Annotated in this window: 15 protein-coding genes; 6 read left to right on the top strand and 9 right to left on the bottom strand. The window is 52.4% G+C overall.

Going from position 1 to position 15502, the window contains the following annotated elements:
* Nucleotide 1 precedes the first annotated feature (1 nt).
* The 4 genes from ACKU4E_RS13070 to ACKU4E_RS13055 form a co-directional block, all read right to left on the bottom strand.
* Entirely contained in the window at nucleotides 2–181 is a 180-nt protein-coding gene (locus ACKU4E_RS13070) for a rubredoxin (RefSeq protein ID WP_320171518.1), read from the bottom strand.
* 18 nt (nucleotides 182–199) lie between these two features.
* Nucleotides 200–583, bottom strand: coding sequence for a desulfoferrodoxin (locus ACKU4E_RS13065; RefSeq protein ID WP_320171517.1), 384 nt, complete (start codon nucleotides 581–583; stop codon nucleotides 200–202).
* 28 nt (nucleotides 584–611) lie between these two features.
* Nucleotides 612–1187 carry a rubrerythrin gene (gene rbr, locus ACKU4E_RS13060; protein ID WP_320171516.1) on the bottom strand — a complete coding sequence of 192 codons (576 nt, stop codon included), beginning with the start codon at nucleotides 1185–1187 and terminating at the stop codon, nucleotides 612–614.
* 148 nt (nucleotides 1188–1335) lie between these two features.
* Nucleotides 1336–1725 (bottom strand): transcriptional repressor, encoded by a 390-nt coding sequence (locus ACKU4E_RS13055; RefSeq protein ID WP_320171515.1) that lies wholly within the window; start codon nucleotides 1723–1725, stop codon nucleotides 1336–1338.
* 218 nt (nucleotides 1726–1943) lie between these two features.
* Between ACKU4E_RS13055 and ACKU4E_RS13050 the strand changes: the two genes are divergently transcribed.
* Both ACKU4E_RS13050 and acs read left to right on the top strand, forming a co-directional pair.
* The gene (locus ACKU4E_RS13050) at nucleotides 1944–2810 is read left to right on the top strand and encodes a LytTR family DNA-binding domain-containing protein (RefSeq protein ID WP_320171514.1); all 867 of its coding nucleotides are present in this window, start codon (nucleotides 1944–1946) and stop codon (nucleotides 2808–2810) included.
* 159 nt (nucleotides 2811–2969) lie between these two features.
* A complete protein-coding gene (acs, locus tag ACKU4E_RS13045) occupies nucleotides 2970–4838 on the top strand; it encodes an acetate--CoA ligase (protein WP_320171513.1) in 1869 nt (622 codons plus the stop codon).
* A 204-nt stretch (nucleotides 4839–5042) separates the two neighbouring features.
* On the opposite strand, the gene rnhA is transcribed toward acs, so the two are convergent.
* From rnhA to ACKU4E_RS13030, 3 genes are all read right to left on the bottom strand, one after another.
* On the bottom strand, nucleotides 5043–5507 hold the full coding sequence (rnhA, locus tag ACKU4E_RS13040; protein WP_320171512.1) for a ribonuclease HI: 465 nt from the start codon (nucleotides 5505–5507) through the stop codon (nucleotides 5043–5045).
* 21 nt (nucleotides 5508–5528) lie between these two features.
* The gene (locus ACKU4E_RS13035; protein ID WP_320171511.1) at nucleotides 5529–6101 is read right to left on the bottom strand and encodes a TPM domain-containing protein; all 573 of its coding nucleotides are present in this window, start codon (nucleotides 6099–6101) and stop codon (nucleotides 5529–5531) included.
* Nucleotides 6102–6303: 202 nt separating this feature from the next.
* Nucleotides 6304–7671: a phosphomannomutase/phosphoglucomutase gene (locus tag ACKU4E_RS13030; RefSeq protein ID WP_320171510.1), complete on the bottom strand. Its 1368-nt coding sequence runs from the start codon at nucleotides 7669–7671 to the stop codon at nucleotides 6304–6306.
* A 239-nt stretch (nucleotides 7672–7910) separates the two neighbouring features.
* Here ACKU4E_RS13030 and hflK point away from each other — a divergent pair, with 239 nt between their 5' ends.
* The 3 genes from hflK (at nucleotide 7911) to ACKU4E_RS13015 (ending at nucleotide 10871) form a co-directional block, all read left to right on the top strand.
* Complete coding sequence (gene hflK / locus ACKU4E_RS13025; protein ID WP_320171509.1) at nucleotides 7911–9008, top strand: FtsH protease activity modulator HflK; 1098 nt, start codon at nucleotides 7911–7913, stop codon at nucleotides 9006–9008.
* Nucleotides 9009–9021: 13 nt separating this feature from the next.
* Nucleotides 9022–9879, top strand: a complete 858-nt coding sequence (gene hflC, locus ACKU4E_RS13020; RefSeq protein WP_320171508.1) for a protease modulator HflC — start codon at nucleotides 9022–9024, stop codon at nucleotides 9877–9879.
* Nucleotides 9880–9986: 107 nt separating this feature from the next.
* Nucleotides 9987–10871, top strand: coding sequence for a DMT family transporter (locus ACKU4E_RS13015; protein ID WP_320171507.1), 885 nt, complete (start codon nucleotides 9987–9989; stop codon nucleotides 10869–10871).
* A 225-nt stretch (nucleotides 10872–11096) separates the two neighbouring features.
* Here the strand turns inward: ACKU4E_RS13015 and ACKU4E_RS13010 are convergent, their stop codons facing one another.
* On the bottom strand, nucleotides 11097–12473 hold the full coding sequence (locus ACKU4E_RS13010) for a glycerate kinase (RefSeq protein WP_320171506.1): 1377 nt from the start codon (nucleotides 12471–12473) through the stop codon (nucleotides 11097–11099).
* 13 nt (nucleotides 12474–12486) lie between these two features.
* Nucleotides 12487–13296, bottom strand: coding sequence for a FadR/GntR family transcriptional regulator (locus ACKU4E_RS13005; RefSeq protein WP_320171505.1), 810 nt, complete (start codon nucleotides 13294–13296; stop codon nucleotides 12487–12489).
* A gap of 209 nt (nucleotides 13297–13505) precedes the next feature.
* Between ACKU4E_RS13005 and ACKU4E_RS13000 the strand changes: the two genes are divergently transcribed.
* Nucleotides 13506–15455: a methyl-accepting chemotaxis protein gene (locus ACKU4E_RS13000; RefSeq protein WP_320171504.1), complete on the top strand. Its 1950-nt coding sequence runs from the start codon at nucleotides 13506–13508 to the stop codon at nucleotides 15453–15455.
* The last annotated feature ends 47 nt before the right edge of the window (nucleotides 15456–15502 follow it).

Here is a 15502-nt window from a genome sequence, read left to right as displayed (position 1 = left end):
TTCAACCAAGGGGCTTGAAGGCCTTTTTGCTGGCTCCGCAGACCGGGCATTTCCAGTCTTCCGGAAGATCGGCAAAGGCGGTTCCCTTGGCGATTTTGCCTTTTCTGTCTCCCTTGTCGGGATTGTATATGTACCCGCAGTTGCTCATCTGGCACTGGTACATGTCTTTAGGTTCGGCCATATCGAATCCGGTAAGCTGCTATGCCTTCCAGAGGCCGTGCAGGTTACAGTATGCACGTGCAGTCACGGGTTCATCCCCGAACTTGCAGCCGCAGAAATCGGCTTCGGGTGCCTGGCCGGGGGCAAGCTGCTTGAAGTAGCGGTTGTCTCCGGAAACAAGCTCGATCCATTCGATCCAGTGTTTTTCTTCCATGGGGTGAGCCACAGCTCCGACCTTGACCTTGTAGCCGCCTTCGATCTTTTCGATCACAGGAACGTGTTTTTCCTTGGCTGCGTCAACGGTGTTTTCGGTGAGGAGTTTCATGGGGCTTCCGCAACAGACGAGTTCTCCTGCTCCGGCATGAACGACCATGGTTATATTTCCGCAAATTTCACATTTATAAACTTCGTACAGTTCAGCCATTTTGTCCTCCGAATGGAGTTAGGGTTTGCTACCAGTTTTCACAGACCAACTGAAAATGAGCCTGGGGGTGCGCGCATGCAGGACATTTATCCGGAGCAGAAGTGCCTTCGTGAACGTAACCGCAGTTCTGACACTGCCATACCACGGGTGCGTCCTTTTTGAAAACCTTTCCGTCTTCAATGTTTTTTGCAAGCGCCAGGTAGCGTTTTTCGTGAAATTCTTCGGCCACCGCAATGGATTTGAAAACAGCTGCGATGGTGTTGAATCCTTCTTCTTCGGCGATTTTAGCGAATCCGGGATACATTTCCTGCCATTCGTATTTTTCGCCGCCGGCTGATTCCATGAGGTTCTCGACAGTTGTGCCGATTACTCCAGCGGGAAAAGCCGCCGTGATTTCAACTTCGCCGCCTTCAAGAAGTTTGAACAGCCTTTTGGCATGTTCCTTTTCCTGGTTGGCCGTTTCTTCGAAGACCTTGGATATCTGTACAAAGCCTTCTTTTTTGGCCTGAGCGGCGAAGTAGGTGTAGCGATTACGGGCTTGAGATTCACCCGCAAACGCGGTCAGAATGTTTTTTTCGGTACGTGATCCTTTTAATGCGGACATCTTACCAGCTCCTTCGCAAGTTTTGATATAGTGAAGTTGTAAGTGTATAAGAAAGTAACAGCTAACAGCGCCGATGTCAGTCTATTTTAAGACAAAGTTCGGTCTTGTTAAGCCGTTTTAAGTAAATTTATGATTATTGTTATGCCTTTTAGTGACTTGAAGACATGCAGTCCGGGCAGATTCCGAAATATTCGATATTGCAGCCCTTGATGTCATAGCCGCGTGAACTTTTATCGTCCAAGGTGGTAACATCCACCTGCTGCATTACATCATCAACCCTGCCGCACTGGGTGCAGCGGATGTGCGGGTGAGGTTCGGCCGTTCCGTCAAACCTGTTTTTTCCGCCTGATTCGAGTTTCAGGATTACCCCGCTCGCCGCCAGCAGTTCCAGGTTGCGATAGACTGTTCCCAGACTGATGTTGGAAATGCGTTTCCTCACCAGTTCGTACAGTTCGTCTGCTGTCGGATGACAGGTCAGTCCTCTCAACTCTTCAAGTATGAGTTCTCTTTGCTTTGATCTTCTTTGTCCAATTTTCATAATGACCTCGTGTGGTCATTATTAGTAATGATTCTTGTTTCAGTCAAGGATTTTATAAAATTTAATGACTTCTTTTAAAAACTCATGGAACAGTTAATAAGCAGGGATTATGAAAAGTAAATGATTTTAGTATGAAATTATCTGCGCCTGAGCCTTGCGGATTAATATTAATCAAGTTATCTCAAAGTCGATAATAAAAGTACTGTTTCGGAGATGTCTTGACCAGCCTTAAAACCTTGATTCTTCACCCGGACTCAGGAGTCCGCACCTCAATCCGCGAAGCCCTTCGCGGATCGAAGCTGGTGCGCGTTCTCGGTGAAACCGTTTGTGCGGAGGAAGCTCTGGAGCTGCACAGGGCGGTGGGATACGGGATAATTTTTCTGGTCATGAATCCTGACGACAGCAGTGAAGGGGCCGATCTGGCTCAGTCGCTCGGGGCAAGCAAACACAAACCCGGTCTTATTTTCATCGCTGACGATGAAACAAAGGCTTATCTGGCTTTCGAACTGGGGGCGATAGACTATCTTATCTGGCCGCCGGACGAAAACAGGATGAACAAGACTCTGGAACGTATTGCCCGGTTCAAAAGTCATTTCAGGGAAGTTCCCCACCCGTCCGACTGGGAGGAGTCCGGTTCCGGCGTGGAGACCGGAGAGGAAACCCTGCAGCTTTCTCTTGAGGACGATGAACAGGACCGTTTTCTTTCGGCCCTTAAAAACGCCTGGGATTATTCGCAAACCCGCCAGCCTGAGATAGAGAAGCTTCCGGTCAACCAGGACGGGAGCATGATTCTCATTCCGTATACCCAGATTATTTTTGTGGAGGCATATGAGGATTACTCCTACGTGCATACCTCCACCCAGAAGTTCCTGACTTCCCACAGACTTAAGAATCTTGAGGAGCGTTTGGAGCCGCATCGTTTTTTTCGCGTACACCGCAAGTATCTGGTCAATCTGGAGATGGTTACCGAGATAGCCAGTCTGCCGGGCAGTAATTTTATGCTGAGGACTGCGGGGCGGACCCGTATAGAGCTGCCGATCAGCAGGCGGCGTATCGGTAAACTGAAACAGATTCTGGGGATGTGACCATGCCGCTTACCGGAATCTTCAAACCGTTTGCCGAATTTGAAATGCGCAGGACAAAGCCTGAGCCTAAGTTGCATTATGGGTTTTCCGAGTCCCGCAGTTGCGGGTCGAAATTTTCAGTAGAGGTGTGCTTGGCCGTATCAAAGAAGGGAGGGCTCCGTGGATCATAAGGAAACACTGGACAGCCTGCTGCATGAGGAAAGGGTCTTTCGCCCGTTGCCGCAAATGCTTATCGAAGCCGGGATGAACCCACAGGACCTGCGTGTTGCCCGAGAACTTGCGGAAACCGACCTGTGCGCCTACTGGGAAGAAGCGGCCGAGGAACTGGACTGGTTCACCAAATGGGAGAAGGTCTGCGATTCTTCCGATGCTCCGAATTTTCGCTGGTTCACCGGAGCGCGGTGCAATATTGTATACAACGCGCTCGACCGGCACATAGAAACCGTGAACAAGAACCGTCTGGCCCTTATCTGGGAAGGCGAAGCCGGGGATTCTCGGCAGTATACATATTATGAACTTTACCGGGCAGTGAACCGTTTTGCGAACGGTCTCAGACGGTTGGGGGTAACGAAAGGGGACCGGGTGGTCCTTTATATGCCTCAGCTTCCCGAGACGGTTATCGCCATGCTGGCCTGCGCCAGAATAGGGGCGGTGCACTCCCTTGTCTTTTCCGGTTTTTCGGCTCGCCTGCTCCGGGAGAGGCTCTGCGAAATCCGCCCCCGCGTGGTGGTAACGGCAGACGGCTTTTATCGTAACGGTCAGGTCATCCGCCTCAAGGAGGAAGTGGACCGGGCTTTGCTCGGCACGCCGGAAGGGGTGCCTGAGTCGGTTGTGGTGGTACACCGGGCAAATGTGGATGTGGACATGGATTCGGCCAGAGACTGCTGGTACGCGGATCTTGTGCGCCATGAACGTCCCTTTGCCCCTGCGGAGATAATGGCGTCCGGCGACCCCCTCTTTATTCTTCATACCTCCGGGACATCCGGGAAGCCGAAAGGGATAATCCATTCCCACGGCGGATACATGGTCGGAGTACACCGTACATTCAAGTGGGTGTTCGATCTGAAGCCCACGGACATCTTCTGGTGCTCCGCCGATCCCGGCTGGATAACCGGACATAGTTATCTGGTCTACGGGCCGCTTTTGGCCGGTACAACCACAGTCATGTACGAGGGGCACTCCCTCTATCCTCAGGCTGACCGTGTCTGGAATATTGTTTCAAAATACGGGGTCACACTTTTTTATTCCTCGCCGACTCAGATCAGGACGCTCATGCGGTTCGGACACCGTTATCCGGAACAGCACGACCTTTCCTCTCTGCGTATTCTCGCCGCAGTGGGAGAGCCGTTCAATCCCGAAGCCTGGCTCTGGATGTATGAGCATATCGGCAAGGGGCGCTGCCCGGTGCTGGATACCTGGTGGCAGACCGAAACAGGGATGATCATGATCAGTCCTTTTCCCGTTTCCGTGCTCAAACCCGGATCGGTGACCAGGCCGCTGCCCGGAATAGATGCCGACATCGTGGATCGGGAAGGGAATTCCGTTCCGGAAGGCAAGGGCGGATTTCTGGTGATCAGGAAACCGTGGCCGGCCATGTTCAGCGATGTGTTGGGGGATCGGGAAGAGTTTATGGCCCAGTGCTGGCAGCATATACCCGGAGTGTATTATGCCGGGGACGTCGCCCGCAGGGATGAGGACGGATATTTCTGGATTCAGGGCCGGGCGGACGATGTGATCAATATCGCCGGGCACCGCATCGGCACCGCCGAAGTAGAGTGCGCACTGGCCGGTCACCCGCAAGTGGCCGAGGCCGTTGTGGTCGGTGTCCCGGACAAGATCAAGGGGCAGATTGCCAAAGGGTACGTCACCCTCAAGCATGGCGTGGCAGGAACCGATGATCTGCACCGGGAACTCAAAGAGCACATCCGCCGCGAACTGGGACCGGTCGTGATTGTCCGGTCCATCGAGTTCTGTGAAGAACTGCCCAAGACCTCTAGCGGAAAGATTCTGCGAACGGCGCTCAGGTAAGGGAGAACCCCGTCTATTGCTGCAGTCGTCCTGTGTGTATGAATATGAGCTTTGTCCTTTTGGTATTCTGACTTCGGCTTAGGCGGATTAAATGAATAATTGATCGCTGCTCTTCACCCCCCGATCAGACCGGAAGCAGGGCTTCAATCCACGGGGATATGAAGAGCAGTTATATTTTCCTGAAGATTTGTCTAAAATGCCGGGCTATGCCTCTTCATCCTCAATCAGGTTGCCGGATGATGCTGCTGTGCGGGCGAGGTCATCGCACCGTTCGTTTTCCGGATTCCCGGCATGCCCCTTGACCCAGCGAAAGGTTACGTTGTGGGTTTTAAGCAAAGGGATGAATTGCAACCAGAGGTCCTTGTTCTTGACCGGCTTTTTCGCCGCAGTTTTCCAACCGTTTTTCTGCCAGTTATCTATCCATTTCTTGGTAAAGGCGTTTTTGACATACTGCGAATCAGTATAAAGAGTCACATCGCACGGTTCGCTGAGTTCCGTGAGCGCCGCAATTACGGCCCGCATTTCCATGCGGTTGTTTGTTGTTCTTTTGTATCCCTGAGACAGTTCCTTGCGGTGATCATTGTAGAGAAGCACTGCTCCGTAGCCGCCTTTGCCGGGGTTTCCAAGACATGAGCCGTCCGTGTAGACGGTTATTGTTTTTCTGGACATTTCTTCCTTTGTTTTTCTGTTTTATTCCGTGTGTCCGCCGGATTCAGGGTCGGTTGTGTTACCTCCTGTTTTCCCGCTGTAAACCGGGATTACAGGCTGGGCCGAATCAACTTTCAGCAACCGTTCCCAAATCATGGACAGTGAGGTCATGAGCGAGGTGGGCCATTTGTCATCAGTGAAATTTCCGGTAAAATGACCTTTTTCCATTTCCTCGATAAAAGCATCTCCAAGTGCGTGGCGGACAAGTCCGGGGAAAGACATAATCACTTCCTCGTGGGCCGGTGAAATGCCGATGTAAAGTTCATTTGAATCAAGCTTCGGCTCTTTCAGATGGTCGGTAATAATCTGTATGCGGACCTTTACTCCGAATTCGCTGCGCATACTTCTGATGAACCCCTGCACAAATTCCCTTTCGGACCGGGAGAGAATCTTGGTCTGGTCCCACAATGCGTTTCTTGCCTGCAGCTTTTCCAGCGTACTCTGGTTATTCATCCAGAAAGCCCATGCCACAAGGCCGAAAATTATGAGAATTCCGATCATTCTCAGGAATTTTTCACTGGCGGTTCTGCCGTACGGTTTCAACATGAGAGCCATGCAAGCCACCTTTTCGTTTTCGCTGCCTGTTTTCCCGGCAAATTAAACTGCATATTTCTTTAACCGGCGGTCCTAGGGCTTAAGGTAAATCCTTCCGGCAGGGTAACCCGAGAGGCACGCCATGACGAAAAACCCTGCCTGAACCGGTTCTTGAGTCTAGCATTCATAATGAATTCCTTCAAACAGGATGTAAAACCGTCTGTCAACCTTCAAGTTCATTTCTTAGCTGCTTGAGCAGGGAATCAATGATTTTTCTTATTTCTTCAAGATGCTGTGGGGAATCGGCTTCGTACCTGAGCGTCAATGCAGCCTGAGTGTTGGATGTTCTTACCAGCGCCCAGCCGTGCTCGAAAACAACTCTGGCACCGTCTATGGTGATAACCCTGAACCGTTTTGAAAGCTCTTCCACGGCTCTTTCCACTATCCTGAATTTTATCCGCTCCGGGCAGTCAACGCGCAGTTCCGGCGTAAAGAATGTTTCCGGCCAGTCTTCAAGCATACCGGAAAGCGGTGGTTTGCTTTTCGAAAGAATCTCCACCAGCCGCAGGGCTGCATAAATTCCGTCGTCAAAGCCGTAAAACCGATCGGAGAAAAACATGTGCCCGCTCATTTCTCCGCCGAGACCGGCTCCGGTTTCGGCCATTTTGGCCTTCATGATCGAGTGCCCTGTGCGGGCCATGATTGCCTTGCCTCCGTGAGTCTCAATGTCCGAGAAAAGGAGGTGGCTGCATTTTACATCGCCGATGACGGTTTCCCCCGGTTTACGGCCGAGCATTTCCCTTGCGTATATGGCAAGCAGACGGTCTCCGGGCATAAGCCGCCCGTTTTCATCAACAGCGCCGATGCGGTCGGCGTCTCCGTCCAGCCCGATTCCTGCTTCCGCTTTGTGATCCACCACTGCGGCGAGCAGGTCGCCCATGTATTTTTCCACAACCGGGTCGGGGTGATGGTTCGGAAAATCCCCATCCGGGTCGCAGTATAGAGGAATGACGTCCGCTCCGGCCCGGCGCAGCAGTTCCAGCGCGATATGTCCGCCTGCGCCGTTGCCGCCGTCCAGGACCACCCGTACCGGCCGCTCGATCCTTATGCCGGAAAGCAGGTCTTCAACATAAAACGGTATGATGTTGTGGAAAGAAGCCACTCCGCAACCTTCCGCAAAATCACCTGATTTCATGATCTCGTAAATATCAAGTATATCGCCGCTGTGAATGGTGGTGTCTTTTCCCCAGACTTTGAATCCGTTGAACTCCGGCGGATTGTGGCTGGCGGTTATCATCACTCCGGCCATGTAGCCGAGTTTTCTGGCTGCAAAATAAAAAACAGGGCTGGGCACAAGATCGAGAAAAAGCACATCCACACCGCAACTGTTCAGCCCTTTCACCATGGCCTGCTGGTAGGCCGGGGAGCTGTGGCGGCAGTCATGCCCTACAACCGCCCGGTCCCATCCCTTTTTCCGGAACCACGTTCCGCAGGCCCTGCCCAGCATTTCCACCCATTCCTCGTCAAAATCACTGCCCACAACTCCGCGTATGTCGTAGGCCCTGAATATTTCGCGGTTGATTTCCTTCACCTGAACAGCTCCTTTAAATCTGTCGCCGGAGTTCCGGCTGCCTTGCGTTATTCGTAAACATTATGGCTGGCGCATGCTAAAACCACAACCGGGTCCCGTGTCAACTTGCGGAATCTGTTGCAGTTGTCGATTTTCGCACATATACTTGTCCGATCGGTGTCTAGATACACGCCACGGCTGTCAATCGGTTGTGACGTTTTTTATTAACCGCGCGGTCCGCTTATCCGATTTTCCTTGATATGTCGGTCCGTCTCGCCTATCAATTTATCATGAACTGGGATTGGGACAAATTATCCGAACAACGGCAGAGGAACAGCGGCGGCGGACCTAAGCCGCCCAACATGGACGAAATCAACTCCACTATCAAAAAAATACGCGGAACCGGAGTCCCCGGCGGCAAATTCATTGTCATCGGCATCATACTTCTCTGGTTTCTTTCCGGGGTTTACATCGTAGAACCCGATGAAGTCGGTGTGGTGACCAGATTCGGCAAATACGTTACCACTACCGGTCCCGGACCGCACTACCACCTTCCGGTGCCCATTGAATCGGTGATGCGTCCGAAGGTCACTCAGATCAGGCGTGTCGAAATCGGGTTCCGTTCTTACGGATCTTCCAGCTCCTTTACTCAGGGGCAATCCAGGAATGTTCCCGAAGAATCGCTCATGCTTACCGGTGATGAAAACATTGTCGATGTTCAGTTCATCGTGCAGTACCAGATCAAAGATCCGGTGAATTACCTGTTTAAGGTGAACAATCAGGCAAAGACTATTCAGGACGCGGCTGAAGCTGCCATGCGTGAAATCATAGGCAAGACCAAGATCGAACTTGCCCTGACCACCGGCAAACTGCAGATTCAGACCGAAACACGTAATCTCCTGCAGGAAATCGTTGATCGATATAAACTCGGGGTCAACGTGCTGGCGGTGCAGCTGCAGAACGTTCATCCACCGAACGAGGTTGTGGACGCGTTCAAGGACGTTGCCAGTGCACGCGAAGACAAGAGCCGCTACATAAACGAGGCTGAAGCCTACCGCAACGACATACTGCCCAAGGCCAGAGGCCAGGCGGCGGTTATCGTGAACAGGGCTGAAGCGTACAAGGAATCCAAGATCCGTCTTGCCGAAGGTGAGGCCAAGAGATTCATGGCCGTCTATAAGGAATACCTTAAGGCCAAGGACATCACCGTGAAACGGATGTTCCTGGAGACGATGCAGAATATTCTTGCGAATCCTGAAATCAAGAAAATCATCCTTGCTGATGATGCGGCGAAAAAAGTGCTTCCATTTCTGTCTCTGGACGGCGGAACGCTTCCCGTAACAACCGGAAAGAAATAGGGGGAAAAGAATTATGAGTATGCTCAAGAAAAGTTCCGCTCCCCTGGCAATACTGATAATCGTACTTGTGCTGGGGATTGCCCAGAGTGCCTATATAGTCAAGCAGACTGAAAAGGCCATTGTACTGCAGCTTGGTAAACCCAAGTCCGGCCCGCTCGGTCCGGGGCTGCATTTCAAGCTGCCTTTCATCCAGAACGTGATTTATTTCGACTCACGGCTGCTTGAATACGATGCCCGTCCGGCGGAGATCCTGACCAAGGACAAGAAGAACATGGTCGTGGACAACTACTCCAAGTGGCGTATTGCCGACCCGTTGCAGTTTTACCGCACGGTGCGTTCCATACCGCGAGCCCAGGCCCGCCTTGATGACATCATTTATGCGGAGCTCCGTGTTGCGCTCGGCCGCTATACGCTGATTGAAATTATCTCCAGCGATAGAACCGCCATCATGGAGGAAGTAACCAGTACTTCAAACAATCTGCTCAAGGCCTACGGTATAGAAGTCCTTGATGTACGAATCAAACGTACGGACCTGCCTCCGGAAAACGCACGCGCTATTTACGGCCGCATGCGTGCAGAGCGCGAACGTATGGCAAGACAGTATCGTTCGCAGGGTAACGAAGCTGCTGCAAGGATAACAGCTGCAGCGGATAAGGAAAAAGCCATCACCATTGCAGACGCCAACCTCAAGGCTGAAATCATGCGCGGTGAAGGCGATGCCATGGCTACAAGGATTTATGCCGACAGCTTCGGCAGGGACCCGCGGTTCTATGAATTCGCAAAATCTCTGGAAGCCTATGAAAAGGGCTTCAAGGGTGATACGAGGATTATTCTTTCGCAGGACAACCCGTTCTTGAAGTTCATGAAATAATTATTATTGCAAGCTGGTTTCTGACGCCCGGAGTGGATTATCCCTCCGGGCGTCAGTTTTGATAACACCCGGCAGACAACTCCTTACAGACCGGTCGGAAAACATCCATGAATACAAAAAGTCTGAAAGCAGACATCCTGCTTCTGATCACAGCCATTATCTGGGGAGCAGCTTTCGTGGCCCAGAGAGTCGGTATGGACTATGTAGGTCCGCTGACTTTCAACGCGGTCCGTTTTGCTCTCGGAGCAGCCGCGCTTCTGCCTCTCATCGTCCGTCTGGACAAGGAGCGCAGGAAGGACGGAACGTATCAGAAAGTTGACCCGAAAAGCTTCGTCAAGGGTTGCCTGATTGCCGGAGGAGCTCTTTTCATGGGCGCAACCCTGCAACAGTGGGGGCTGGTCTACACAACCGCAGGAAATGCCGGGTTCATTACCGGGCTTTACGTTGTCTTCGTTCCCATATTCGGTCTTTTTTTCAAGCAGAAAACAGGGCTGCCTACCTGGATAGGAGCACTGCTGGCTGTAATCGGAATGTACCTGCTTTCCGTTAACGAAGGTTTTCACATAGAAATAGGCGACCTGCTGGTCCTGTTCAGCGCCTTTTTCTGGGCCGGACACGTAATAGTCATTTCTCTGCTGGCCACACAGGTGGACCCGGTCAAGTTCGCCTGCGGACAGTTTGCGGCCTGCTCTGTGTTCAGTTTTGTCGGAGCGGCAATCCTTGAAGACATGACCCTGTCCGGGATTTACGGCGCCGCTGTTCCCATTCTTTACGGGGGGCTCATGTCCGTAGGGGTGGCCTATACCCTGCAGGTGATAGCTCAGCAGGACGCCAAGCCCGCACACGCCGCAATCATCCTCAGCCTTGAGTCGCTGTTCGCCGCTGTTGCCGGATGGCTGCTGCTTGGTGAGACTCTTACCACACAGGGGATGGCAGGCTGTGCGCTCATGCTTTGCGGCATGCTGCTTTCGCAGATCAAATTCAGTTTCTAAAATCAGTTGTGCAGAATAATTGAATAACCGACCTTGCGGGCCGGTCGTTGTATTTACTTGCGATTTTTAAAAGTGAGGACTGATTATAATAAGTAGAATAGGTTGCGCTTCTTTTCGAGGAGAGCTAAGGAGAGGCTTTGCTCCAAAAGGTTGAAAGGGAGACCGCTTGCCTGGGGAAGTGGAAGGATGGCAGCGGTCTCCTTTTCAGCTGAAAGCCGGCCGACTTTACTTAACGATCAGCAATTGGATGTCGCAGACGTTGGTGTTGGTCGGGCCTGTCTTATGCAAGGCTCCTACCGTTTGAAGGAAGTGGTAGGAGTCGTTGTTTTTTAAATATTCTGAAATGGAGAGTCCTGCCTTGCCTGTGCTCTCCAATGCGACTGCATCCGCAAAGCCGCCGGCCGCATCGGTCGGACCGTCATTGCCGTCCGTTGATGCGGCAAGAAAATGGATGCTTTTTCCGCCGGATTCGTCCTGCGACAACCGCTGCAGGAACTTGAGCGCCATTTCCTGATTGCGGCCACCCTTGCCGTTTCCGGACAGGGTCACCACGGTTTCACCGCCTGCGATTATGCAGGCCGGTTTCTTTTCCAGCAGTTCCCACTCCCGTTCATCCTGCGCCACGGCCCAGAACATATCCGCCGCGTCCGCTGCTTCTCCCTGCAGTCTGGAGGTGAGAATGCGCACATTGTAGCCCAGTTCGCGGGCTTTGTCGCAGGCTCCGAGCAGGGCTATGCGGTTGGTGCCGATGAGGATGTTGTCCGCACGGACTCTGCTGAATTCTTCCTGCTTTAGGGTCTCCTGAAGTCTGCCTTCCCTGCCGAGTTCCAGTATTTTTAATACATGTGCAGGGATTCTGTCCCTGATGCCGTAGCTGTCGATTATGGATACCGCATCGCAGTATGTGCTGCGGTCCGGGCTGGTGAGCCCGGAAGCTATTGTATCGGGATTGTCCCCGACCACGTCCGAGAGGATCAGGTTCAGGCTGCGGGCCGGACGAAGGCAGCGCAGCAACCGGCCTCCCTTGAGATTTGAAAGATGTTTACGGACGCAGTTTATTTCGCTTATGTCCGCTCCGCAGGAGAGCAGGGTCTTTGTGACGCTCTGCTTGTCTGCAAGGGTTACTTCTATCCTTTTTCCGTCAACCTCGGCATGTGCCGGGCAGGGCAGCAGGGCGGACCCTCCGCCGGAAACAAGGTTCAGAACCAGCGTTCTGTCGGTTGCGGAGCAGGCCATGTCTTCTATTTCGAGAGCCGCCTTGACCCCGTTTTCGTCCGGAACAGGATGTCCTGCTTCAATGGTCCTGATTCTGGAAAGTTTTTCCGTGTGCCCGTACTTGACGGAAATAACACCTGAATCAATACGGTCACCCATGATGTCTTCAATTGCCCGGGCCATCTTCGCAGTGGCCTTTCCGGCACCGATGACCATTACCCGGTCGAATTCATTCAGGTCGATGGAGATGTCGCCCTTGTCATCGGCAACCGAGAGCACATCTCCCTCAAGAAACATGCGATTGGTAATGATCTTGTACGGATCAACCCTGTCCAGGGCTTCCGCAAAAATGAGTTCAAGATGTTCCCGTTCGATTGTCTGATCCATGGTCTCGTTCCGTCTAGTGTTTCCTGAGTCCCGCATCACCCAGGGCCTGCAGTGCGCTGCTCAGATGTTCATTCATGAGCAGCGAGGCTTTTGCTCCGTCCTTTGCTCTTATCGCATCAAGGATTTCGCTGTGTTCGGCCAGGCTCTTGTGCGGCTGGCCGGGAATTTTAAGCGGGGCCTTCCACCCCTCGATCATGGTCCGGTACAGGGCGTCCATTATTGATGAAAGCACTTTGTTTCCGGTTGCTTTCCCGATCAGCCTGTGAAATTCCGCGTCAACCAGTATGGCTCTGGGCAGGTCTCCTGCGGCCACAGTGTTTCCGAATTCCTCAAGATTTTTTTTAAGGGCTTCAAGGTCCTCGTCAGAAATACGCTCGGCGGCCATTCGGGCCGTAGAAGGTTCCAGAAGCGAGCGTACTTCGAAAAAATGGTGCAGGGCTTCGTTGTTGTCTTTAAGCCATGTTGAAAGGGGACTGAAAATATCTCCCTCATGACTTTTGACGAAAGCTCCTATTCCGGGCCTTGTTTCAATGAACCCCTTTATCTCCAGAATGCGCAGTGCTTCACGGATGGACCCCCGTCCCACCTGCAGTTCCTTCATGAGCCCGCGCTCAGAGGGCAGGGGTTGCCCTTCGGCAAAGGTGCCGTCTTTTATGAGCTCTTCAAGCTGCATGGCCGCCGTTTCGGAGACCCGTACTTTTTTGATCGGTTTGAACATTCGCTTCCCGGTTTTGCCCGGCCCGTTACCGCTGATTTGGTTTTGTTCAGCTGCCGGTGGAAAACGGATCATGCGCTTCAGTACCGGTTTTTTACGGTCGGACATCATACTGTCTGCTGGTCCTACCAGTATAATTGCTCCGGGTTTAAGTCAAGCAGGATCTATGAGTATGTATTTATGATTATAATATGGATCTAAAAAGTGCAGTATCAGCTTTTAATTTAATGAAAAAATATGTTATTGTATTCGACAGTGTAATTATTGCGTACAGTTAACTATTTTCGCGTTCGCGGAAGGATTGAGGGAGAGAGTGTATGGGGTGGAAAGATTTGAAATTGGCGTACAAATTTTCCGTCGGGTTCGGGTCCGTGCTGGTTTTGCTGGCCGTCCTCGGAATCTGGTCGATAGTGGGTATCGGCAACATAGTGCACAACGCGCACGATGTGATAGACGGGAATAGATTAAGGGGTGATTTTGTTCAGAAAGTTGTGGATCATCTCAACTGGGTGAACAAAGTCAATACGCTGCTTACCGACAAGAACGTCCATACGCTGGATGTTCAGACAGACCCGCACAAGTGCGGATTCGGCAAGTGGTATTACAGCAATGCCCGCAAAGAGGCCGAGGAACTTGTTCCGGCCATAAAGCCGCTGCTGGCGAGGATAGAAGAACCGCACAAGGCACTGCATGAGTCCGCCATTGAAATAAGCAGAAAATACAGGCCTGTCGATCCGGAACTGGGGAATTTTCTGCGCGAGAAAAAGCTGGACCACCTCAACTGGATGCTTTCCGTTCTGGCTCAGCTTATGGACCCCGATACGAGGAAACTGTCCGCTCAGGGAGACCCCCACAAGTGTGGACTCGGCCGTTGGTTATACTCCGCGGAGACTAGGCGACTGGCCGATGAGAACAGCGAGTTCGGGGAAAAACTGAAAGAGATTATGGCCCCCCATACGCGATTGCATGAATCCGTTGCGGTTCTTAACGACTATCTTGCGCGTGGTGACCACAAAGGAGCACAAGCGTACTTCCGGGACAAAGTGGAAAAAGAGGCCAAGGAGACCCTTGGAAAAATTGATGCAGTTATCGCGTGGCATGATAGCGACATGAAGTCCCTTGCGGAAGCTTCCAATGTCTATGCCACGGTAACTGTCCCGGCTCTCGCCAAGATTCAGGAAATACTGGATGAAGTCCGGGCAACCGTTGTCAGAAACATCATGACTGATGAACAGATGCTCGACGAAGCGAACAAGACGCGGCAGGTCATAGTTTCCGTTAGTGTTGTCGCTATTCTGGCCGGAATTGTAATGGCTCTGATTATTGCCAGAGGCATCCTCGGTCCCCTGCGCAAGGGTCTTGATTTTGTGGCTGAGGTCAGCCGGGGAAATCTGGCTGCCGACGTTGATTTGAGACGCGGTGATGAGCTGGGAAGCCTGGCGGACGGCATGCGCAAAATGGTCGGCAGGCTCCGTTCCGTGGTCGGGGATGTGACCGGGGCATCCGATAATGTTGCCAGTGGCAGCGAGGAGCTTTCCGCTTCAGCGGAAAGCCTTTCTCAGGGGGCGACAGAGCAGGCCGCCTCTATCGAGGAAGTCTCTTCCTCCATGGAGCAGATGGCTGCCAATATAAGGCAGAATGCGGAAAATGCATTGCAGACCGAAGGTGTGGCCGAGAAGTCGCAGGTTCAGGCTGATCAGAGTGCTCAGGCGGTCGGCCAGGCCGTTTCAGCCATGAAGAGCATTGCTGAAAAGATAATGATCATAGAGGAAATTGCCCGGCAGACCAATCTGCTGGCCCTGAACGCGGCCATTGAAGCTGCCCGGGCCGGAGAGCATGGCAAGGGCTTTGCCGTTGTTGCCGCAGAGGTGCGTAAACTGGCCGAGCGCAGCGGCATGGCTGCGGCGGAAATCAGCGAGCTTTCGTCTTCGTCTGTAGATGTAGCTGAAAAGGCCGGATCAATGCTGGAAAAGCTGGTGCCGAGTATCCGCAGGACAGCGGAGCTTGTTCAGGAGATAGCGGCATCTAGCAGTGAGCAGAATTCGGGCGTGACGCAGATCAATCAGGCAATTCAGCAACTTGATACGGTCATACAGCAGAACGCATCCGCTTCGGAAGAGATGGCTTCGACTTCGGAAGAACTGTCCAGACAGGGGCAGGTCCTGCAGCAGGCGATAAGTTTTTTCAAGTTTGAGGGGAGGAGCTGGGCCATGCTTCCGGCCGGAGGATCAGAATCAGACGACGAGGACGGATTCGAGTTGTTTTAGAATGATCTAATGTCCGGCTGTCGGAGATTTCGGCAGCCGAATTGATC

The organism is Maridesulfovibrio sp. (assembly GCF_963677005.1).
In the GTDB taxonomy this organism is placed as follows: domain Bacteria; phylum Desulfobacterota; class Desulfovibrionia; order Desulfovibrionales; family Desulfovibrionaceae; genus Maridesulfovibrio.
Note: the sequence above shows the minus strand (reverse complement) of the source record. Positions and strands in the feature narration are given on the sequence as shown.